Below are 21,434 nucleotides of genomic sequence, written 5' to 3' on the forward strand. Positions count from 1 at the left end.
TCTAGGAATCTATTTCCTTATTTATATCATTTCTTTTAATATACCATATGTCCAATACTTACTATGCTCAAAGTTACTGTTCTTTATCTTAGAGCTTAGAATCATATCAATATTAATCTATTGCCACTACTAATTTCCTCTATTGACCCTGAAAACTCTTAAATAATAAAAGATTTATCTGAATATCAAAAAAGAGTAAACCTTATTATGCAAGCTTTACCCTCTTTTACCGGATTGGATAGTGATTTTATTTTAGATTAAGTAACTTAATTAAACTACTGTTTTAGGATTCGAACCATATTGATTATTACTACTATCCCCCTCAGTACAGACTAAAACTAATAACCAAATTGGACCAACTAAAGGAATTAGGGCTATAAACCACCACCAACCTGATTTTCCTATATCATGTAATCTTCTTATACAAACCGCTATTCCTGGTATAAGTACGGCTAGCGAATAAATAGTACTTAATATACTGGTCTTAAGAATTGTCGCTAAAAACCCAAGGACAATTCCTATAATAATGTTAATCAAAAAGAACATCCAGTATTCCTTTCTTCTTGCTCTACCACTAAAATCTGCATATTTTTTTAAAACACCTACATACCACTCCATTTATTTTCCCCCAATAATCACTATCAATCTCCTTTATTATACACTAAATCCTCTAAATATATAATATATTTTTTATTATTTAAATATTGTAAAATCAATAAACATTTACACATTAATTACTGCACCACATGCACCCCTTGCAATAGTTAATATTATCATCAAAAATAATTTCTAATGTCTTTAGAAACTGCTGTTCTCTGGCTTTTGCTCTTTGATGAATAATAAGCTGCTTAGGACTAATCGATATAAGGATATGCAAAATATAATCTTCCCTTGTTAACGTACTATCTAATAACAGTTCCTTACAGTATTGCCCTATATAAAAGCCTGTCATATTTTTCATGTCTTTATTATAAAGTTGAGGCGCCCCTTCTGTATTATAAATAAGATGTAGTATTTCCTCTAATGGTACACTTAAAATGCTCATATCTCTCATAAGCTTAATAAAAGTTACAACCTCTTTCTTCATACTATAATCCAAAACAAATTGTTCCAATAAATCGCTTAATAGAATCTGATATTTTTGAGTTCTAAATTGTATCCAACCTTCTATATTAAATATGCTTGTTTTTTTTATTTCCTGTAAAATAGGTACATATAATAAATAATAGGTAAAAGAAGAAAAGCCTTCTTGCCTTGATAGGTAATTATTATTCATAAAGGCATTCATAATATCTCTTTTATCTATATGTCTCAACTCTTCTTTACTTTTTAAATAGGTTATACAAACTCTACTAATAACTTGTTTTTGAACCAAATCACTCATCACATGAGCCAATTGCTCATCACAAAATTCTTTAGTATCTTCCATCAAACAGGCTACTTCATAGATACTTCCTATTTGCCTTACTTCTATTTCATTAGCCATTTCTTCTTCTTGCTCTAGTTCTTCTAGTTTCTCTAATAGTTCTTTTTTATACCTGGATGTATAGAGCATATAACAGCACATGGCTTATACCTCGATAGTTGTAGTTCTTATTATATAGTATATAACTTTAAGCTTGACATCTTGCATTATCCTATATAATATTTCATGAATGATGTTTTATGTTATTGTCTATCATTAAAAATAACCTATCAGGTTATTCTGACAGGTTATTTTTAATTGTATAAATTAGATTTGCTCAATGAGTTCCTCTAATTCTTCTTTGGTAAATTGATATTTGTTACTGCAGAAAGGACATACAAGCTCTGCTTTTTCATCTTCCTTTGCAATTTCTTCTAAGTCTTTTTTCCCAACACTAATAAGGGCTCTTTCCATACGTTCTTTAGAACAGTCACAATTAAACCTTACTTCTGTTGTATCCATGATTTCAATCTCACCTAAAAGATTTTCTAAAACATACTCGATAGACTGTCCTTTTTCTAAACACGCCGTTAAAGATTTAAACCCCTTGATTTTTTTCTCTAATTGAGTAATGGCATCATCATCTGCATCAGGTAACACTTGAATAATAATACCTCCTGCTTGTCTAATACTATAATCTACATCCACTAAAACACCTAACATAACGACTGAATTAGTTTGTTCTGATACAGCGAAGTAAAAGCTAATGTCTTCTGCAATTTCACCAGAAAGCATAGGTACCTGGCCTGAGTAAGGTTCCTTAAGACCAAGATCCTTCATCACAGTCATATTGGCATTTCCTACAGCACCTGCTACATCTAGTTTACCAAACTCATTGAGTGGCAAGTCTACATGAGGATTATAAACATATCCTTTTACATCTCCAGCCCCATTAGATTCAGCAATAATACCACCTAGCGGTCCATCTCCTTTAATAATAATGCTTACACGGTCTTCATCTCTTTTAAGCATGCTTCCCATCATAGCAACCCCTGTTAATGTTCTACCTAAAGCAGCAGCTGCTACTGGTGTTAATCCATGATTAATGCAAGCAGTATTGACAAGTTCCTTTGTATTAGTCCCAAAAAATCTAAAGTTTCTTTCTTTATCTATTCCTCTAATCATATAGTCTTTAGTTTTCATTTTATTACATCCTTTCTTTATCAAACTATTTATGTCCTTTTATCCGTTATTTCTTACAATAAAGGTTGCTCTTTCAGAAAGCTCCACTAATGGCTTATTACTATAGTTATCATTCACCTCTAAAACCTCAAGACCAGCTTTCTCTAATAAAGCCTTAACTTGCTCCATGCTATACGCTCTTTGATAATGATTCTCTATACTTCTATCATATTTGCCATCTTCATCCTGAATGAAGAAGCTTACTTCATACTCATTGATTTCCTCTTCTTCATCATAGTAGTTTGTCCAAATATAAGCCGCTTCCTCAGTTTGATCTGCAAAAATTTGATTTCCTAATACTTCTTTATATTTATACTGTGTATTCATATCAAAAATAAATAATCCTGAGGGTTTTAAAAAACGCTTAACTCTCAAAAAAGACTGTAGTAGTTCTTCTTCTTCTAATAAATAGTTCATAGAATCACAGCAGCTACAAATAAAATCTACAGGTTCTCCTAATTCAAAACTAGCCATATCTTGTAATAAATATAAAATTTCTAATTCATCTTCAAAGGCATGATCTTGAGCCATCATTAGCATTTCTGCTGACAAATCAATTCCTATTACTTCTAGTCCCTTTTTAGCAAACAAAGTCGTCATTTGACCTGTACCACAGCCAAGCTCACATACCGACTTAGGACTCAAATTGTATTTATTTAAACTAGCTTCTATATAAGAAAACCATTTCTCATAAGGTGTATCTTCCATAAACAAATCATATACACTAGCAAACTGATTATAGCTTTCCATTTTCACACCTCTTTTACGCCATTTATTCTAACCTTATTATTATAGCCATTTTTATATTTTTAAGCTAGTCTTTTCATCATATAAAACCAAGTTTATGCTATTGTTATTGTTTTTTAATTTCGTATGTTATGATATCAGTATTAGGAATATATTAGTAGTAATCTTTTTATATTTCTTCTTCTCCTTTTCATAGCTTATACATATTAAGGAGATATACTAAATTTTAAATTAATCTATAGGAGAGTGATTTTAAGTTGGACCCATCGTTATCGGTACAGATTGTTATTTTAATTATTTTACTTTTAGGCTCTAGCTTCTTCTCGGCTTCAGAAACAGCACTTATGAGCATTAGTAAAATAGAAGTGCGTTATATGGTTGAGCAAAATATTAAAGGTGCTAAATTACTAGATAAATTACTTGAGGATTCTAACAAACTTCTTAGTGTTATTCTAGTAGGTAATAACCTAGTTAACATTGCAGCTTCTTCCTTAGCTACTGTCATAGCCATTGATCTTAGTGGCGGATCAGATGGTAGCTTAGGTGTAGGTATTGCAACTGGTATTATGACCTTACTCATTCTTATTTTCGGTGAAATTACACCTAAATCTTTATCTGCTCAAAATGCACAAAAGATAGCACTGTTAGTCGTACGACCTATCTCTATCATCGTTACTGTTTTTACACCCGTTGTTAAAATTCTCATGTTTATTACTAATGGTATCATTCGTCTACTTGGTGGCAAACCTGATGCTACTAAACCTTTTATTACAACAGATGAACTTAGAACAATTGTGACAGTAAGTCACGAAGAAGGTGTCTTAGAGACTGATGAAAAGCAAATGATTTATAATGTATTTGATTTTGGTCAGTCCTGTGCAAAAGATATTATGGTACCACGTACAGATATGATTTGCGTTGATTTAGATGCAACCTATGAAGAAATTCTCACTTTATATAAAGAAGAACAATTTTCTAGAATGCCTGTTTATCAAGAAACACATGACCATATTGTAGGTATTCTACATATTAAAGATCTTATTTTAAATGTCGTCTCACCACAACACTTTAAAGTAAGCGATTACTTAAGAGAAGCCTATTTTGTTCATGAATTTAAAAATAACAATGAACTTTTTAAAGAAATGCGTCTTCAAAAAATAGGTCTTGCTATTGTTTTAGATGAATATGGTGGCACCGCTGGTTTAGTCAGTATGGAAGACTTAATTGAAGAAATCATGGGAGATATTAATGATGAATACGACTCTGTTCAAGATGACTTCGTTAAAGTTAGCGAAGAGGAATATGTAGTAGATGGTACTTCTCGTATTTCTGAAGTTAATGAAGAGTTAGGCCTTGATATTATTTCCAATGATTTTGATTCTATTGGTGGTTTTGTTATCGGCTTATTCGATCGTTTCCCTACTGAAGGAGAACAAATTAGCTATAAAAATATTAACTTTATAGTAGAAGAAACAGTTAATAATCGTATTAATAGCTTGAGACTTTTATTAAAATCAGATATGAATCAAGACGCTATTTAAGTAAATACACTTAACAAAGATTAATTAAATAAATATATGTAACAAAAGCCACTTAAGAGATTATTTATTTCTCCTAAGTGGTTCTTTTCTTAAAGCTGCTTTATTTGCTGTTATTGGCTTCTTCTGCAGCTTTGTTAAGCTCTCTCTTTTTCTTAGTCATTAACCCTCCAATACGACCTGTCTCTTTGGCACTAAGAGCCTTCCAACCTCCTTCTTGTACTTTATCTAATAAGCCTAGTTCTTCGGCTATTTCTAACTTCATTTTGTCTTCTGGTGATAGTGCATCAAATAGCTTTTCTTTATTTTTCATATCATCGACTCCTCTAACTCAATAAAATCTATTAGAGTATGTGGCAATATAAAACTTTTTATACACTTTACTTGTATTTTTATAATTATTAAATTTTAATCAACAATTACTTCTTTTGTTATTGACTTTTTCATATTAAAATGTTATATTCTACACAATTCAATATTTTGTAGAGGCGCGGTTGCCAAGAGTAGATTATAGGATTTTTACAAGAAAAGATGATTATAGTCAAAAGGGGTAATCGCCGAAGATTAAATAGCTTGTACTATTTATTTCTGGTTGTCTGGTTAATAGCTATACAACTGTCATCCTTTATTATACAATAAGGATGGAGTGCTACATATAATCATAAGTTTATTTATATCTATTTTATGATGATTATGCGTGTAGCCAGCCTCTAGAAGCTGGTTTTTTTATTTGACTAATTTTTGATAACAGTATCTTTCATACGATGCATTGAATAGACTAGTAGCAAAAGATACTTTTTATCAAAGTTAGTCCTACCACTATAATAAAAACGGAGGATGATACAATGGCAATTTTTAAAGGCGCAGGTGTAGCAATCGTTACACCATTTTATGAAAATGGAGATATTAACTTTGGTAAACTAGAGGAATATATTGATTTCCAAATTAGTAATGGTACAGATGCTATTATTATTTGTGGCACCACTGGTGAGGCCTCAACGATGACAGATGACGAGCATCTTGAATGCATCAAAGTAGCTGTAGACCGCACTGCTGGCAGAGTTCCAGTTATTGCAGGCACTGGAAGTAATGATACAAGACATGGTATTAATTTAACTAGAAATGCAAAAGCTTTAGGAGCAGATGCAACCCTTCAAGTAACACCTTATTATAACAAAGCTACTCAAAAAGGGTTAGTTGAACATTTCACAGCCATTGGAAAAGCTGTTGATTTGCCTATGATTCTTTATAGTGTCCCTAGCCGTACAGGTGTGACTATTAATCCTCAAACCGTTTATGAACTTTCTAAATATGATTTTGTTCAAGGAATCAAGGAAGCTACAGGCAATATTTCGACTGTTGCTGAGATTGCTGCTCTTTGCGGAGATGATTTCTCTATTTACTCTGGAAATGATGATCAGATTATTCCTATTCTTTCTTTAGGTGGAAAAGGTGTTATTTCTGTATTATCTAACGTTGCTCCAAAACAAACTCACGATATTGTTAAACTTTATTTGGATGGCCACACAAAAGAAGCAAGAGCATTACAGTTAAGATTACTTCCTCTTATTAAAGCACTTTTCTGTGAAGTTAATCCTATTCCTGTTAAAGCAGCACTTAACTTAATGGGTATGGAAGCTGGTCCATGCAGATTACCTCTTACCACATTAGAAGAAGCTCACTTACCAGGACTTAAAAATGCACTTACAAATGCTGGCCTATTAGTATAAGAAAGGATGACCCCTATGATAAAATTATTAATGCATGGTTGCAATGGTAAAATCGGGCAAACCATTAGTAGATTGCTGAAACAACATGATGACATTGAATTAGTAGCAGGTGTAGACCCTTATTTAGACCTGCCCAATCCTTTCCCTGTGTTCGCTAAAATAGATGAATGTGATGTACCTGCAGATGTCATTATCGACTTTTCTACAGCTACTGCTGTAAAAGGCCTTATTGATTACTGCGTTTCTCGTCATATTCCTGCTGTTGTTTGTACAACAGGCTTATCTCCTGAGGATATTGATTACTTAAAAGAGGCAAGTACACAAGTACCTATTTTCTTTTCTGCTAATATGTCCTTAGGTGTTAATCTCCTTATCGCTTTAGCTAAACGTGCTACTGAGGTACTAGCTGGTAGTGGTTTTGATATTGAAATCATTGAAAAACATCATAATCAAAAAATTGACGCCCCTAGCGGTACAGCACTTGCTATTGCTGATGCTATTAATGATACTTTAGATCATAGTTATAACTATCGCTATGACCGCACTACTGTACGTGAAAAGAGACCAAAGAATGAAATTGGTATTCACGCAATACGTGGTGGCACCATTGTAGGAGAACATGAAATTCTCTTTGCTGGTAATGATGAGTTCATTTCACTTACTCATCAAGCGACTTCTAAAGAAGTTTTTGCTGTAGGTGCTATTAATGCTGCTAAATTCTTAGTTCATAAGGCTCCAGGTCTTTATAATATGGAACATTTATTAGATGCAAAGCACTAAATAAACTCTAAAAAAGCCGAGAAGGTTTGTATAACATTTAAGTTCTACAACCTTCTCGGCTTTCAATTTTATTACCCGTAATCATTAATATTCTATTCCAGCTCTGGCATCTCTACCTTTTTCCGTTGGATGCTTGATATCATCGATATGACTAATATAATCTGCTTTTTCTGCAATACGAATAGGTAGCTTACGCCCTGTAAGCACTAACTCCACATCGTCTGACTTATTACAAATAAGTTCATAGAGTTCATCTTCAGAAATAATCCCTGATTCTACAGAATTAAGCACCTCGTCTAAAATAAGAACATCACATTCTCCAGTATCCATTACTTTACTTGCAAATTTTAAAGCATTAGTTGTTTCACTTCTTAACTCCTGCTTTTCTTCTGGATTTAATTGCCAAGTGAACCCTCGTCTTTTTTCAAAATGAAATACCTTGAAATACGGTTCTAAATCCTTTAAGACACGGCATTCACCCGTCATATCATTTTTTAAGAATTGAATCATAATAACTTTATAATCATTTCCTATAGCCCTAACACCTAGTCCTATAGCTGCTGTTGTTTTTCCTTTCCCTGTACCATAGTACACTTGGACAAGTCCATTCTCCATTTTATTGCCTCCTTAGATACCCATACATTATATCATAAAGTTTTGTCCAAATTGCTTAAAGTAATTCATGCGCCTTTTATAATCCGGCATTTCCTCTTCCATGGCCTTCCAAAAAGCCTGGCTATGATTAAAATGCCTTAAGTGCATTACTTCATGAAGAACCACGTAAGCAATCATATCGGTTGGTGCACAAAGAATCTTTAAATTATAAGATAGATTACCTTGCCTAGAACAACTCCCCCATCTAGTGGCTTGTTTTCTAATAGTTATTTTATGATATTGTACGCCTAAACGTGCTGCATACTCATCTGAAAGTTCTTTTAGATAAATCTTAGCTCGTTCTTTAAAAAACAACTCTACTAATCCTCTTATTTGTTTTTCATCACCTGTAGTTTGAATTTTAAATCCACTGGTTTCATTAAAGACTACCTTCCCTTGCTGATTATTTCCATTTTCAAAGGTAACCGGCCAATAATTTCCTAAGTAAAGAAGTCTTCCTGTCTTTATAAAATCTTGTGTTTCATAAAGTACTTTTTTCTTCTTCAGTGTTGTTTCAATCCACGTTTCATGCTCAGCTACTAGCTTTTTTATGGCTGTTTGCGACATATATTTAGGCACTTTTACAACAACTCTCAAATCTTTATCAATAGCTATACTTGCTGTTTTTCTCTTTTGTTTGATAATAATATATTCCATCACTTTTGATTATTTTTTCCTTATAATTACATTTTTATATAAATTTGTTTAATCTTTTATTCTCCTTTATTATATCATATCTCCAAAAATAAGCTATACATATTCTAAATTTTTGTACAACAAAGGCGACACCTTGAGAGTGTCGCCTTAATATGTATTTTATTCTGCTTCTAGAACTTCAGTACTACTGCTACTATTACCATTCTCATCTACTGTTTCCATTTTACTAATAGATATTTCATAAGCAATCTTAGTAGCCGTATCGCCTGTTTCTAACTTCTTCTGATAAATTCTACTTTGAATACGTCCCCATACTTGAATATGATCTCCTACCGCTAGATTTTGTGCAAACCTTGCATTGCGCCCCCAAGTAATACAAGGAATGTAGTCTGACTTATGATAAGATCTATTAACTGCTAACAGTAAATCTGTGATTTCTCTACCAAATGGCGTTGTACGATAAATAGGTTCTTTACACACATAACCATTTAGATAAATATAATTCTTATTTTTAGCTAGCTCTTGCTCTGAAACCTCTTTAACTTCTAATATAAATACCGTTAGTATCAGTCTATTCTTACCTTCTTCATATTGATTGTAAGAACGAAATTGTCCTAAAACCTCTAATACCTTTCCTTGTACATTTCCGATAGATGGTAGTATTCTTTCCGAAATGGTAACAGGTAAAATATCTGCTGAACTGCTTAATCTAGGTACTTCTAGTTCAAAAGTATAAAACCCCTCACCATAAACCTTATGGCTAAATTTTATATCACTTACTACCTTTCCGATGAGTACAACCTCATTGTTTTCTAATATGTGTTCTACCATTCCTACCCTCTCCTTATCCTCTATTTGTTCTTTAACAGGTTTGTCTGCCTTTAACATCTTATTCCTAAAATAAATGATTTATGCTAAATTCAATTATTATTTATTAACTATTCACTTTCTAGCTCATTCTTTCATAGGATATAATAGTCTTTTTATTTAACACCAAGTTGCTATATTATAAAGAGAGGCACTATTTCCATGGAAACACCTAATTCTGCTTATATTATTAAATTAAAAAGAAAGCTAGCTCATATCATTATTCAAAATAACTATAATCTGCTCTCCCCAGAAGTTATCCGTTTAAGTATAGAACTCGATCAATTAATACTTCCTCTATTTATCAAACAAATAGAGGAAGTAGAATAAATCTATTCAATAAATAAAAAACTGCTTACTAGCTTAAATCATTTTTAGTTCCTTGCATAGAAACTTATAAAATGCTTTTTCGCGTAAGCAGTTTTATTTTAACGAACTGGTTGTTGTCTACCTTCATGGTCTAAAGTGTAGGGAACATCCTTCAAAATAAGTTCTGAAATTGGCACGAGGGTATAGCCTTGATCAATTAACCCTTTTATAATACTATCTAAAGCTTTTGCAGTATATTTAGCATTATTGTGAAGAAGTACAATAGAACCTGGTCTTAAATTTTTATGCTTAACAACTTTATCTATAAGTTGTTGCAAACCATATTCTTTCCAATCTAGAGAGTCCACATCCCACTGCACTGTGTAGTAATTACATTCTTGTGCTGCCTCAATAACTGCATTGTTATATTCTCCATAAGGAGGCCTAAACAAATTAGCTTCTTGTCCTGTTACATTTTTTAAAGCCTCATGAGCAGCCATAATATCTTTTTTAATAGCATCTTTACTCATCTGGTTCATATGTGGATGTTTATTGGAATGATTAGCAATATCATGCCCTGCATCTGCTAATTTTTTTACCATATCTGGATATTTTCTAACCCAATCTCCTACAATAAAAAAAGTGGCTTTAACTTGATACTTATCCAAAGTAGCTAATAATTCATCTGTGTCATCTGCTCCCCATGCAGCATCAAAAGAAAGCGCCACTTTCTTTTCTCCATTAGTATTCACACAGTAAATAGGAAGTTTCTTGGTAGGAGCTCCCAAAACCGGTAAACTACACATGATCGCCAGTACAATGGCTACTACTCTTTTTAAATACTTTTTAACATTTTTCAATTTGCTACCTCCTTATTACTTATTTAGGTCAGCATTAGTTTTCTCATTTTAAAATAGTTTATTCCTCATTCTCGCCTTTTAAAATCCAATATCCTTGTTCTTTAGGAGCTAAAATAGCTGTAATAGCTTTATTTTTTAGTTTAGCCTCAAAGATTACATCCGCCTTTAGAATATTACTTTTCTCCAACAACTTAATAAGGCCCCTATAATCCCCTTTACTAATTAACTCTGCATGGGGTCTAGAATCATAATGAGGCATTCCTGTAGAAAGGTGATATTTATCTGGTGGATAATTTTCCAAAAGTTCTTCTATTGCACAATCCGGACTGGGATGACAACGACAATGATGATAGTCATACACCCACTTTAATTTCAAATCTTGACACAAAGAACAAACTTCTTGTGCATTATAGGTCTTATCATCATTTTCTATAGAAATAAGCTTGCAATCCACATACCCCACATTTGCCTTAAATCGCCTTAAGGCTTCCTCCTTATTGCCATAACTTCCTCCTATGTGTAATACCACATTCGATACCCCCAACAATTTACTCCATCTTGTCTGCTCGTTGATTTCTGCAATAGACCTATTAACTACCTCTTTCTTCGGACTGGCAAGGACATTAAATTGGCTTGGATGAATACTTAATCTAAGTTGATATTTTTCTTGTAAAGAGTGAATATCTCTTAAATATTGTTGCATCTCGTGGTTTTGCAATACTCTTTTCTCATAAAGTGTTTTGACATAAGGTTGTGTACAAAAAGGAATTAAATCTGAACTCACTCGATAAACATATATATTATGTTTGATATTATAATCTATAATCTTCTTTAAAAGCCTTATATTATGCCACATAACCTCTGTTATTTTTTCCTCATCCTGCTTTTGCACGGCTGATAATCTAAAGTTTCTAAAAGATTCTTTTATAGATAAATTAATACAAGCATAACCTACTCTTATTTGTGGCTGTTTTTGTCCTTCCATCGCTTCACCTAATTCTGTTTTTTCTTAGTATATACCGACACCTCTTCTATCACACTTGATTCTCCATTTTCCCTATAAATTACTAATTTTTTTGCATAATAAATCAGCGCACTATCTACTTTTTTCTCGATTTTTTATCCCACAAAAAAATAGTTCTACACGAAGTAGAACTATTTTTTATACTTTTTATATTTTAAACAACACGTTTATATCCAATAATAGGTGCACAGCCTCTCTGCCATAATGGTTCTGTGCAAACAGATTTTCCTGGTACTGGTGCATGAATAATTTGACCATTACCTATGTATATAGCTACATGATTAACACTACCATTATAACCGTAAAATACTAAATCTCCTGGCTGCAATTGATCCTTGGTTATTTTCTTGCCATTACTCGCATATTGACTACGAGAAGATCTTTGTAACTTCACACCAAACTTTAAAAAGACTTGTTGTGTGAATCCAGAACAATCTACACCTTTAGTTAAACTATTGCCACCACTTCTATAAGGTGTTCCAATAAATTGCTTAGCATAAGCTACTACTTCTTCACCTTTTGAAATCTTAACCTCTTCCTTTTTAGGAACTGGGGAAACTTCTTCTTTCACTGGCTGAGGTTCATTCACTACTTCATTTGTTGTAGTTACTTCTTCAGTTTCATCCTTTTCTTCCTCTAACTGTTCCACCTGCAAACAAGACTTCTCTATATATACTAATTCATCTTCTTCTAATAAGACACCATAGAAGCCATCTACTTCTTCTACTATGGTTAAACTTTCACCTTCAAAGACATACCCCGCCTTTTCTCCTAATACATCTGCAGAGTAATAAGCACTACTTTTTTGAGTAACTACTCCTATTTCAATTTCTGATGCAAATAGGTTAGTTGTAAACATTGTCATTGCTATTAATAGACCGCCTAAAACACCTAATTGTTTGCCTCTCATACTGTCCCCCTATATGTATTTATTGTTTTATCTATCAATCTCTCAAAGGTTTTATCTGTTATTCATAAAATGATTACAGATTTGTTATTTCTTCTCTTTATAAATATTTAATATCTTTGCTATATTAATCAACAACTCTTTTACATCCTATTAATGGTTTACCATAGTAAAGGCTACTCATACGTATACCTGTACTTTCATCACTAGCATGAATAATTTGCCCGTTTCCTGCATAAATCGCTACATGATTGATGTAGCCATCATTTCCATAAAAAACCAAGTCTCCCGGTTGAAGTTCACTTTCTGATATACGATAGCCATTACTACTATATTGAGATCTTGAGCTTCTTTCTAAACTAATGCCAAAACGCTTCATAATTTGGCTTGTAAATCCTGAGCAATCTACACCCGTCTCTAGATTATTGCCACCATAAACATAGCGGCCACCCAAATAGCCTTTAGCATAATCAACAATTTCTTCACCTAAAGATGATTTACTCGGCACTGCATCTAAACCATCCGTATTTAATTGTCCCTTATATATGTATCCTACTGAATCGTCTACTTTTACCTTATAAAATTCATTTTGCTTTTCTAAGACCATTACCATGGTATTAGCTTTTAAATAAGTTAAAAGAGCCCCCTCACCTGTAGGTTCTTCTCTTAATTTTGTTTCATCACTTAAGGTTGTCGTAATAACTCCTGCTATCTCTACAAGATTTTTACTTACGTATTGATTCGTATTACCTTGAATATTAATCAAGTAATTATGTTCATCTACTTCTAAAATACTGACACCCTGACCAGCTGCTTTTACAAGCTGTTCACCTGCTTCGGTGTTCACCTGTACATCTTGCTTTAAACTACCATATACTGCTGCTTGTGTTTGTGTTGTTATACCTGCTACCAAAATACCTACCATTATCAGCTTATGATACTTCATGGGATCCTCCTAAAGATTGTTTATAGATGATCTGTTAATAAATAATTGCTTTTATTAATTACTTATTTAAAATATTAACTAATTGTTACAAATTAATTATATATTGTAGTCCTCTTATTGTCAACGTTAGTTTAGTACAAAATCACATAAAAAGAGCCAAAAGCTCCTCTTAGCTTTTGGCTCTTTTTACTAATATTTATCTGTTACTAAATTTAAATGTTGTTTCTTGTCTATAAACTTCACTAGGTTTTAGAATAACCTCTTCCTTAAATACTTCATTTTTACCAATAGGCTTTCTTTGTGTTTCAAAACACACACCATATCTTCTTTGTTGTTCCTTACCATTTGAAAGCTTTGTTACACCATCTGCGTGATTCATAGTATAAACAACTACCCCTGGGGCAGTAGTACTAATCTCCATTACTCGTCCTGATATAGGATCATATAATTCTGCAGCTTTTTCGCCTTTATTAAGTAACCAACAATGATCATAACCATACCCATTTTTTAAATGAGGATTTTCTCGTTCAATATCTTTTCCAATAGCTTTTGGTACTCTAAAATCAAAGGCACTTTCGTTATCCAAATCTATAAAAGCACCTGTAGGAATAAGTTCTTCATTTAAGTCACAAATCTGACTACTATTAATATACACTTCTTGTCCTAAAACAGAACGTTTCGCTTCTCCTGACAAGTTAAAATAAGCATGATTAGTAAGATTAACGATTGTTTCCTTATCTGTAGTAGCTTCATAAGTTAAAGTAAGTGTATTATCTTCTTTTAATAGATAGATGGCTTTTACATGTAAATTCCCTGGGAATCCTTCTTCTCCATCTGGGCTCAAATAACTTAAAGTTAAAATAACAGAATCCTCTGTTTGCTGCATTTCACCCGTCCAAGCTTTTTTATCAAATCCAACTAAACCACCATGTAATGTGTTTCCATAGGTATTTTTTACAAAATGATAAACCTGATGATTTAAAGTCACCTTTGCATCTGCTATTCTACCAGCAATTCTACCTACTGTCGCTCCAAAATTACCGGGATTATTCTCGTAGGTATTTATATCTTCCCACTCTAAAATGACATTTTCAAAATGACCTTCTTTATCTGGAACCACTATTTTAGTGAGTGTTGCCCCCCAATTTAACACTTCCACTGTCATTCCCGCTGTATTACTTAATTCATATTTTGTAACCTTTTCACCAGAAGCAAAGGTCATGTCCTTACTTACTATTTTCATCTTTGCTAATCTCCCATCCTTATTTTAATTTAACCATAATTTAAACAATAAAAATATTATATAACTTTTAACTTTTATTGACTACAGCAACTTTCTCTTACTATAAGCTTAGTTGGAATAAGAATTTTTTTAGGTAACACTCTTTGACTCCTAACTCTTTCTTGCAATGTTTCTACTGCTGTTTTTCCCATAAACTCCGTATGCACTTTAATAGTAGTTAAGGCTGGCATTAAAAACTGAGAAGAATAAATATCATCAAATCCTATTAAGCTAATGTCTTTTCCTACTTCCATTCCTGCTTCTGCAACCGCTTTATACGCACCTATAGCCATTGGATCACTGGCTACAAAATAAGCCGTTGGATGAGCCGGGTTTTCAAGACTTTTTTTCATTAATAAGTAACCATCTTCAGGTGTAAATCTTCCCTTATAAATAAAGGCTTCATTTAAATTTCCTTGTTCCTTCATAAACTGAATATACGTTGCTTCTCTTTCATCCATTAAAGGTTCTATACTTCCTCCAACAAACTCTTCTCCACCAATGTAACCGATAGTACTATGCTTCATTTCTACTAGATAGGATAGGGCTTTCCAAACACCTTTTCTATAATCAGTCATAACTGCATCATATTTTTCATCATCAGGTGATGAATCTACAAAAGTAATAGGAATACTGTACGCTTCTAATCTTTCTATTTCTTCTTCTCCAAACTTTCCAATGGCAATAATCCCATCTAAACCTTTTATATCTGAATCCTTTTCATACGGTGCTATTCTTCTAAAGCTTATCTGCTCTTCATCGCACTTTTTTTCTACCGCTAGTCTAAGAGCAAGATAATAAGGATCTGTTAATTCTTGATTATGTGTATACCACTGAGCAATACCTATACTCAGTTGACGTTTTTCTTTCTTCTTATGATGTGTCGTATATTGCATAGCTTCTGCTGTTTCAAAAATTCTTTGTTTCGTTTCTTCTGACACATTAAGCGTCGTATCTAAATTAAGTACTCTAGAAACAGTCGCAATAGATACCCCTGCCTTTTCGGCTACTTCTTTCATAGTTGCCACTATTATTTCCTCCTTTTACTACCGTTTTACTACTTATTTTATTTCACTTTTCTATATCATCTAAGACACCTACTGTTAGATTACTTTCATCAATAACTATTGCTTATCATGATAATCCTGTAACAACTGTGTCTATTAACATTTTATTGTCTCTTTTATTTTATTATAGTATGACTGTATGTACTTATCAACCTAAATAAGTAAAATAATTATAATATTTTAGTAAAACAACTTGATTTATTTTACTAAAATATTATAATGAAACTAACTTAATCAATAGGAGGTATTTTTATGTCACTAGAACAAGCTATACAAAAGTTTAAGGATTTATTCCAAGAAACACCTACTGCTACGTTTTTTGCACCTGGTCGCGTTAATTTAATCGGAGAACATATCGACTATAATGGCGGCCTTGTTTTTCCTTGTGCTATTTCTCAAGGTACCTACGCTTTTGTAAGCAAACGTGAGGATAACTTATTTCAAGCTTACTCCATGAACTTTGAATCTTTAGGTCTTGTTTCCTTTAGTTTAGATGATTTAAGCTTCAATCCTAAACATGAATGGTGTAATTACATAAAAGGCGTACTTGAAACCTTGCAAGAACAAAATCATGAGATTACTTGTGGATTAAATCTAGTTGTTTTAGGTACACTCCCTAATGGTTCTGGACTTTCTTCTTCAGCTTCTCTCGAAGTGCTTATGTGTAAACTTTGCTCTGATCTTTATGAACTAAACCTTGATCCTGTTCAAATGGCTCTCATTGGCAAGTACGTTGAAAATCATTATATTGGTGTTAACAGTGGTATTATGGATCAATTTGCTATTGCTTTAGGCGAAAAAAATAAAGCACTACTTTTAGATTGTGCCCTTCAAAAATATCAATACATTCCCCTTGAACTAGATGGTTACAAACTTATTATTATGAATACGAATAAGCGCCGCGAATTAGCGGACTCTAAATATAATGAACGTTTTGCTGAATGTCAAGAAGCCTTAGCTATTTTAAAGAAACATTATACAATAGAGCATCTTTGTGACTTACCTAGTCAGGAACTAGATCATATTAAGGGTTATTTACAAAATGATACGCTTTACAAGCGTGTAAAACATGTTATTACTGAAAATGAACGTGTTATCACTGCTCATAAAGTCCTTTTTGATAAGAATTTGAAGACCTTTGGTGAGCTTCTTACAGCTTCTCACGTTTCTTTAAAAGACGACTACTGTGTAACAGGTAAAGCTCTAGACACACTAGTAGAAGCTGCATTAAATGCAGGTGCTATAGGAGCCCGTATGACTGGTGCTGGTTTTGGTGGCTGTGCAATCAGTCTTGTTCCAGAAGAAAAGATTGATAGTTTTATCGAACAAGTCGGAAAACAATATCAAGAAGTAATGGAATACGCAGCTTCTTTTTACATTGCTACAGCTAATGCTGGTCCTATTCGTTTAGCTTAAATGTGGTTTTCATTGTTTCTTGAATGCTTTATGTTAAAATAAAAATAGAAATAACCTAGGAGGTATGCATATGAAAATTTTAGTTGTTGGTGGTGCTGGTTATATTGGTTCTCACGCAGTCAAACAGCTCACAGAAAATCAAATTGATGTTATTGTTATAGATAGTCTTGAAACAGGTCATATCGAAAGTGTTCCTTCAAATGTCCCTTTTTACCAAGTTGATATTCGAAATAAATCAGCTGTTAAAGAGATTTTAGAAAAAGAAAAAGTAGATGGTGTCATTCACTTTGCTGCGAACTCTTTAGTGGGTGAATCGATGAGTAATCCGCTTAAATACTATAATAATAATGTAGGTGGCACTGAATCTCTTCTAGAAGCATTAGTAGAAACAGGTGTTAAGTATATAGTCTTTTCTTCCACTGCTGCTACCTATGGGGAGATTGCAACTATGCCTATTACAGAGGATATGACAACTTGCCCTACTAATACTTACGGTGAAACAAAGCTTGCTATTGAAAAGATGCTTAAATGGACCCATGGTGCTCATAACTTAAACTATGTATGCTTAAGATATTTCAATGTAGCAGGGGCTGATTTTAGTGGCACTATTGGAGAAGCTCATACAACTGAGACTCACCTTATTCCTCTCATTCTTCAAGTTCCTCTAGGACAAAGATCTCATATTACTGTATTTGGTCAAGATTATCCAACTGAAGATGGTACTTGCATCAGAGATTATATTCATGTAACAGATTTAGTAAATGCTCATATTTTAGCCCTTAAATATCTTATGAACGGCGGCGAAAGTAATATCTTTAATCTAGGTAGCAATAGTGGCTACTCTGTCCTTGAAATGATCGAAGCTGCTCGCAAAGTAACAGGCCATCCTATTCCTATGCAAATTGGTGAACGCCGCGTAGGTGACCCTGCTCTTCTCATTGCTTCTTCTGAAAAAGCAAAACGTGTTTTAGGCTGGGAACCTCAATATACCGCTATTGAAGAAATTATTGCTTCTGCTTGGAAATGGCATCAAGCCCATCCACATGGCTATAAGGAGGTATAATCTATGTCATCTCTTTGCGACCTTATTAATCGGCTCATTACCATTGCTATAGAAAATACTTTAATCACCAAACGTGATGCTATTTATGTACGTAATCGTATTATGGCACTTTATAGGGTAACTGAATATACTGTTCCCTCTGAGAAGTGTTTCTTAAACTTCTATGAAACTTTAGATGCTCTCGCTGATATAGCTGTTAATAATGGATTCATCGAAGATACCTTAGCCGAAAAAGATATCTTTACTAGTACGATTATGAATGTTTTTTTACCTTCTCCTCAAGGAATTGAAGACGATTTCTGGAAGGCCTATGAACATAGCCCAACATCAGCAACTTCTTATTTTTATCAATTAAGCCAGAATTCAAACTATATTAAAATGAATCGTATTGCTAAAAATGTTGAGTTTAGGACATCTTCTCCTTATGGGTCTTTAGATATCACTATTAATCTTTCCAAACCTGAAAAGGACCCAAAGGAAATTGCTAGATTAAAAAATGTACCAGCAAGTCACTATCCAAGTTGTTTGCTCTGCATTGAGAATGAAGGGTATGCAGGTACTTTGTCACATCCCGATCGTGCTAATCATCGCACTATAGCCCTTCATCTTAACAATAAAGATTGGATGCTTCAATACTCACCTTATCTTTATTATAACGAACATTGTATTTTACTTTCTCAAACTCATGAACCTATGTCTTTAACTAAAAACAGCTTCTATAATCTATTAGATTTCGTTAAGCTATTTCCTCATTATTTTATTGGTTCAAATGCTGATTTACCTATTGTAGGAGGCTCCATTTTATCTCATGAGCACTATCAAGGTGGTTGTTATGAATTCCCTATTAATCGTGCTACAACCCTCGAAACTTTTACACTTAATACTTACCCTAGTGTTACTGTTGAAATACTCAACTGGCCTCTTACTACTATTAAACTCTCAAGCCCTCAATTAGAAGATGTCGCTGAATGCACAAACTATATTTATGAAACTTGGAAGACTTATTCGGATGCTGAAGTAAATATTTTAGCTGAAACAGATGGCACTAGACATAATACCATTACACCGATTGCCAAAAAAACTGGGGAAAATTATGTGATGTATGTTGTACTACGCAACAACCGTACATCAGATGAACATCCTCTAGGTATCTTCCACCCTCATGCTGATGTACATCATATTAAAAAAGAAAATATCGGTTTAATTGAAGTCATGGGACTTGCCATTTTACCTGGACGTCTTCTTAACGAACTAGAAGAAGTTAAGGCATACATACAAGGCCAAGAAGTAGAGGTTAAACCCTATCATCTTCCTTGGGCTGAGGAACTAAAAGCACTTTACGGCGGCAGTGAAATCAATGCATTTATACAAGCTGCCTTAGGTAAGAAGTTTACTCGTGTATTAGAAGACGCTGGTGTTTTTAAATTAAATCAAGAGGGACTTACTCATTTTAGAAAGTTCATTCATACTCTGTAACATCTCCCTTTAATTAATAATAATGTTTTAATCAGCTCAAGATAGTTAATAAACTTTCTTGAGCTGTTTTTTATATTTCTATTAAGAATTTAATCAGCTCGCTACATATATAGAGATATAAAACAAAGTTATAAGCTTACGCCCCCCTAATATCCCATCAGTTCTATTCATACGGACAACTCTTCTCGGGGCAGTATTTATAAGCTTTATCTATTTTATAAGTTTTTCACAAAAAAAAGTTTAAAATCAGAGTCTTAAGGTCTTAGTCTCCTAGCTTAGGGTGCACAGGCCAAGACTTTAGGAGTTCCCACTCATTGATTTAGCTTTCATAACCTACTACCTTCCTCAAAAAGTTCATTAAAATGCTGAGGAGCCACTGTTATGTCTTTTTAGCCATTGTAATAGGTGATAAAATTAAATACATGAGCCTGATTGTAAAAAATGCCATGCATAGGATTTAAATATCTATGCATGACACTTTTTTGTTTATATTTTACTATCCTAAAAAATTAATTCCTAAGGTAATGATTCCGACCACCAAGGTATAATAAGCAAACACTTTATATTTATCTGTTTTAACCAACCAATCAATCATCTTAATTGAAAGATAACCTACTATTGCTGCCACTACAAAACCAATTACCATTGGTAAGATTTCAACAGGCACGGAAGTTTCCATTGCTTCTTTTATTTCTACTAGACAGCCTCCTAAAATAGCCGGAATACCTAAAATAAATGAAAATTTAACTGCAAAGTCTTTAGAGAATCCTGCAATTAATGAACTCCCAATAGTTGATCCTGAACGAGATATTCCAGGAAATAGTGCTATCCCTTGAAATAGACCTATAAAGAGAGCATTGCCATAACTCATTTCTCTAACAGTCTTTTTACCATTATCCCTTCGATCTGAAATAAATAAAATGGCAGAAGTATATAAAAAGCAAAGGCCTAATAAAAGCAAACCACCCTTTGCTACAATGCTATCATATACCCACTTAAATGGATACAAAATAACTAGCGGAAGTGTTGCTACAATGAGCATCACAATCATCTTACGTTCATCATTCATTTGTTTTAAAGTAAACTTTAAAGTAAAAATATCTTTTAGCATACTTAATGCTTCTTTAATAAGAGCCCATATCGTCTCACGAAAGGCCACAAAAATAGCTACTAAAGTCCCTAAATGCAAAAGTGCCATAATAAAACCTGAGCTCTCAGCCTCTACCTCACTAAAATGCTGAAATAAAGCTAAATGCCCTGAACTTGAAACAGGTAAAAACTCTGTAATTCCTTGTAATACTCCTTGAATAATCGCTTCAAAAATAGACATATTCATTCTCTCCTAACTTCTTTTCCCATGCTACATAGCCTATACTATTATAATTTATCTTTAGTACCCTAACTAGTCACTTCACCTTACAATTACCTAACAATAATGTTAGCTTCTTTATATTAGGAACTAAA

At 33.2% G+C, this 21,434-nt stretch carries 22 protein-coding genes and 1 riboswitch; of the genes, 7 read left to right on the plus strand and 15 right to left on the minus strand.

Annotation, left to right across the window (positions count from 1 at the left end; all coding sequences use genetic code 11):
- Positions 1-270 precede the first annotated feature (270 nt).
- From CLOLE_RS14710 to CLOLE_RS14725, 4 genes are all read right to left on the minus strand, one after another.
- Positions 271-618, minus strand: coding sequence for a DUF805 domain-containing protein (locus CLOLE_RS14710; RefSeq protein ID WP_013657926.1), 348 nt, complete (start codon positions 616-618; stop codon positions 271-273).
- 112 nt (positions 619-730) lie between these two features.
- Complete coding sequence (locus CLOLE_RS14715) at positions 731-1,567, minus strand: putative sporulation protein YtxC (RefSeq protein ID WP_013657927.1); 837 nt, start codon at positions 1,565-1,567, stop codon at positions 731-733.
- Between the two features lie 165 nt (positions 1,568-1,732).
- Positions 1,733-2,608 carry an Hsp33 family molecular chaperone HslO gene (gene hslO, locus CLOLE_RS14720; RefSeq protein ID WP_013657928.1) on the minus strand — a complete coding sequence of 292 codons (876 nt, stop codon included), beginning with the start codon at positions 2,606-2,608 and terminating at the stop codon, positions 1,733-1,735.
- A gap of 39 nt (positions 2,609-2,647) precedes the next feature.
- Positions 2,648-3,397 carry a class I SAM-dependent DNA methyltransferase gene (locus tag CLOLE_RS14725; RefSeq protein ID WP_013657929.1) on the minus strand — a complete coding sequence of 250 codons (750 nt, stop codon included), beginning with the start codon at positions 3,395-3,397 and terminating at the stop codon, positions 2,648-2,650.
- A 254-nt stretch (positions 3,398-3,651) separates the two neighbouring features.
- Between CLOLE_RS14725 and CLOLE_RS14730 the strand changes: the two genes are divergently transcribed.
- Positions 3,652-4,935: a hemolysin family protein gene (locus tag CLOLE_RS14730; RefSeq protein WP_013657930.1), complete on the plus strand. Its 1,284-nt coding sequence runs from the start codon at positions 3,652-3,654 to the stop codon at positions 4,933-4,935.
- A 100-nt stretch (positions 4,936-5,035) separates the two neighbouring features.
- Here the strand turns inward: CLOLE_RS14730 and CLOLE_RS14735 are convergent, their stop codons facing one another.
- Positions 5,036-5,245, minus strand: a complete 210-nt coding sequence (locus CLOLE_RS14735) for a small, acid-soluble spore protein, alpha/beta type (RefSeq protein ID WP_013657931.1) — start codon at positions 5,243-5,245, stop codon at positions 5,036-5,038.
- Positions 5,246-5,407: 162 nt separating this feature from the next.
- A riboswitch (Lysine riboswitch) is annotated at positions 5,408-5,592 on the plus strand.
- A 185-nt stretch (positions 5,593-5,777) separates the two neighbouring features.
- Between CLOLE_RS14735 and dapA the strand changes: the two genes are divergently transcribed.
- Together dapA and dapB are read left to right on the plus strand one after the other, a co-directional pair.
- Entirely contained in the window at positions 5,778-6,662 is an 885-nt protein-coding gene (gene dapA, locus CLOLE_RS14740) for a 4-hydroxy-tetrahydrodipicolinate synthase (protein WP_013657932.1), read from the plus strand.
- 15 nt (positions 6,663-6,677) lie between these two features.
- The gene (gene dapB, locus CLOLE_RS14745; RefSeq protein ID WP_013657933.1) at positions 6,678-7,442 is read left to right on the plus strand and encodes a 4-hydroxy-tetrahydrodipicolinate reductase; all 765 of its coding nucleotides are present in this window, start codon (positions 6,678-6,680) and stop codon (positions 7,440-7,442) included.
- An 84-nt stretch (positions 7,443-7,526) separates the two neighbouring features.
- Here the strand turns inward: dapB and CLOLE_RS14750 are convergent, their stop codons facing one another.
- The 3 genes from CLOLE_RS14750 to CLOLE_RS14760 form a co-directional block, all read right to left on the minus strand.
- Complete coding sequence (locus tag CLOLE_RS14750; RefSeq protein WP_013657934.1) at positions 7,527-8,057, minus strand: cob(I)yrinic acid a,c-diamide adenosyltransferase; 531 nt, start codon at positions 8,055-8,057, stop codon at positions 7,527-7,529.
- A 27-nt stretch (positions 8,058-8,084) separates the two neighbouring features.
- Complete coding sequence (locus CLOLE_RS21990) at positions 8,085-8,753, minus strand: M48 family metallopeptidase (RefSeq protein ID WP_013657935.1); 669 nt, start codon at positions 8,751-8,753, stop codon at positions 8,085-8,087.
- A 159-nt stretch (positions 8,754-8,912) separates the two neighbouring features.
- Positions 8,913-9,641, minus strand: a complete 729-nt coding sequence (locus tag CLOLE_RS14760) for a single-stranded DNA-binding protein (protein WP_013657936.1) — start codon at positions 9,639-9,641, stop codon at positions 8,913-8,915.
- A 141-nt stretch (positions 9,642-9,782) separates the two neighbouring features.
- Here CLOLE_RS14760 and CLOLE_RS22550 point away from each other — a divergent pair, with 141 nt between their 5' ends.
- Complete coding sequence (locus CLOLE_RS22550; protein WP_013657937.1) at positions 9,783-9,950, plus strand: Spo0E family sporulation regulatory protein-aspartic acid phosphatase; 168 nt, start codon at positions 9,783-9,785, stop codon at positions 9,948-9,950.
- Positions 9,951-10,048: 98 nt separating this feature from the next.
- Here the strand turns inward: CLOLE_RS22550 and CLOLE_RS14765 are convergent, their stop codons facing one another.
- The 6 genes from CLOLE_RS14765 to CLOLE_RS14790 form a co-directional block, all read right to left on the minus strand.
- Positions 10,049-10,789, minus strand: coding sequence for a polysaccharide deacetylase family protein (locus tag CLOLE_RS14765; protein ID WP_013657938.1), 741 nt, complete (start codon positions 10,787-10,789; stop codon positions 10,049-10,051).
- 58 nt (positions 10,790-10,847) lie between these two features.
- Positions 10,848-11,774, minus strand: coding sequence for a UV DNA damage repair endonuclease UvsE (uvsE, locus tag CLOLE_RS14770; protein WP_013657939.1), 927 nt, complete (start codon positions 11,772-11,774; stop codon positions 10,848-10,850).
- Positions 11,775-11,967: 193 nt separating this feature from the next.
- A complete protein-coding gene (locus CLOLE_RS23920) occupies positions 11,968-12,723 on the minus strand; it encodes a C40 family peptidase (protein WP_013657940.1) in 756 nt (251 codons plus the stop codon).
- A 124-nt stretch (positions 12,724-12,847) separates the two neighbouring features.
- The gene (locus CLOLE_RS14780) at positions 12,848-13,666 is read right to left on the minus strand and encodes a C40 family peptidase (RefSeq protein ID WP_013657941.1); all 819 of its coding nucleotides are present in this window, start codon (positions 13,664-13,666) and stop codon (positions 12,848-12,850) included.
- Positions 13,667-13,862: 196 nt separating this feature from the next.
- Positions 13,863-14,909: an aldose epimerase family protein gene (locus CLOLE_RS14785; RefSeq protein WP_013657942.1), complete on the minus strand. Its 1,047-nt coding sequence runs from the start codon at positions 14,907-14,909 to the stop codon at positions 13,863-13,865.
- 74 nt (positions 14,910-14,983) lie between these two features.
- Positions 14,984-15,967 carry a LacI family DNA-binding transcriptional regulator gene (locus tag CLOLE_RS14790; protein ID WP_270049158.1) on the minus strand — a complete coding sequence of 328 codons (984 nt, stop codon included), beginning with the start codon at positions 15,965-15,967 and terminating at the stop codon, positions 14,984-14,986.
- 300 nt (positions 15,968-16,267) lie between these two features.
- On the opposite strand from CLOLE_RS14790, the gene CLOLE_RS14795 reads away from it, so the two are divergent.
- From CLOLE_RS14795 to CLOLE_RS14805, 3 genes are all read left to right on the plus strand, one after another.
- Positions 16,268-17,431, plus strand: a complete 1,164-nt coding sequence (locus tag CLOLE_RS14795; RefSeq protein ID WP_013657944.1) for a galactokinase — start codon at positions 16,268-16,270, stop codon at positions 17,429-17,431.
- Between the two features lie 70 nt (positions 17,432-17,501).
- Positions 17,502-18,494, plus strand: coding sequence for a UDP-glucose 4-epimerase GalE (gene galE, locus CLOLE_RS14800; RefSeq protein ID WP_013657945.1), 993 nt, complete (start codon positions 17,502-17,504; stop codon positions 18,492-18,494).
- 3 nt (positions 18,495-18,497) lie between these two features.
- Positions 18,498-19,970 (plus strand): UDP-glucose--hexose-1-phosphate uridylyltransferase, encoded by a 1,473-nt coding sequence (locus CLOLE_RS14805; RefSeq protein WP_013657946.1) that lies wholly within the window; start codon positions 18,498-18,500, stop codon positions 19,968-19,970.
- A gap of 496 nt (positions 19,971-20,466) precedes the next feature.
- Here CLOLE_RS14805 and CLOLE_RS14810 read toward each other — a convergent pair whose 3' ends face one another.
- Positions 20,467-21,300 (minus strand): undecaprenyl-diphosphate phosphatase, encoded by an 834-nt coding sequence (locus tag CLOLE_RS14810; protein ID WP_013657947.1) that lies wholly within the window; start codon positions 21,298-21,300, stop codon positions 20,467-20,469.
- Positions 21,301-21,434 lie beyond the last annotated feature (134 nt).

The organism is Cellulosilyticum lentocellum DSM 5427 (genome assembly GCF_000178835.2).
Lineage (GTDB): Bacteria > Bacillota > Clostridia > Lachnospirales > Cellulosilyticaceae > Cellulosilyticum > Cellulosilyticum lentocellum.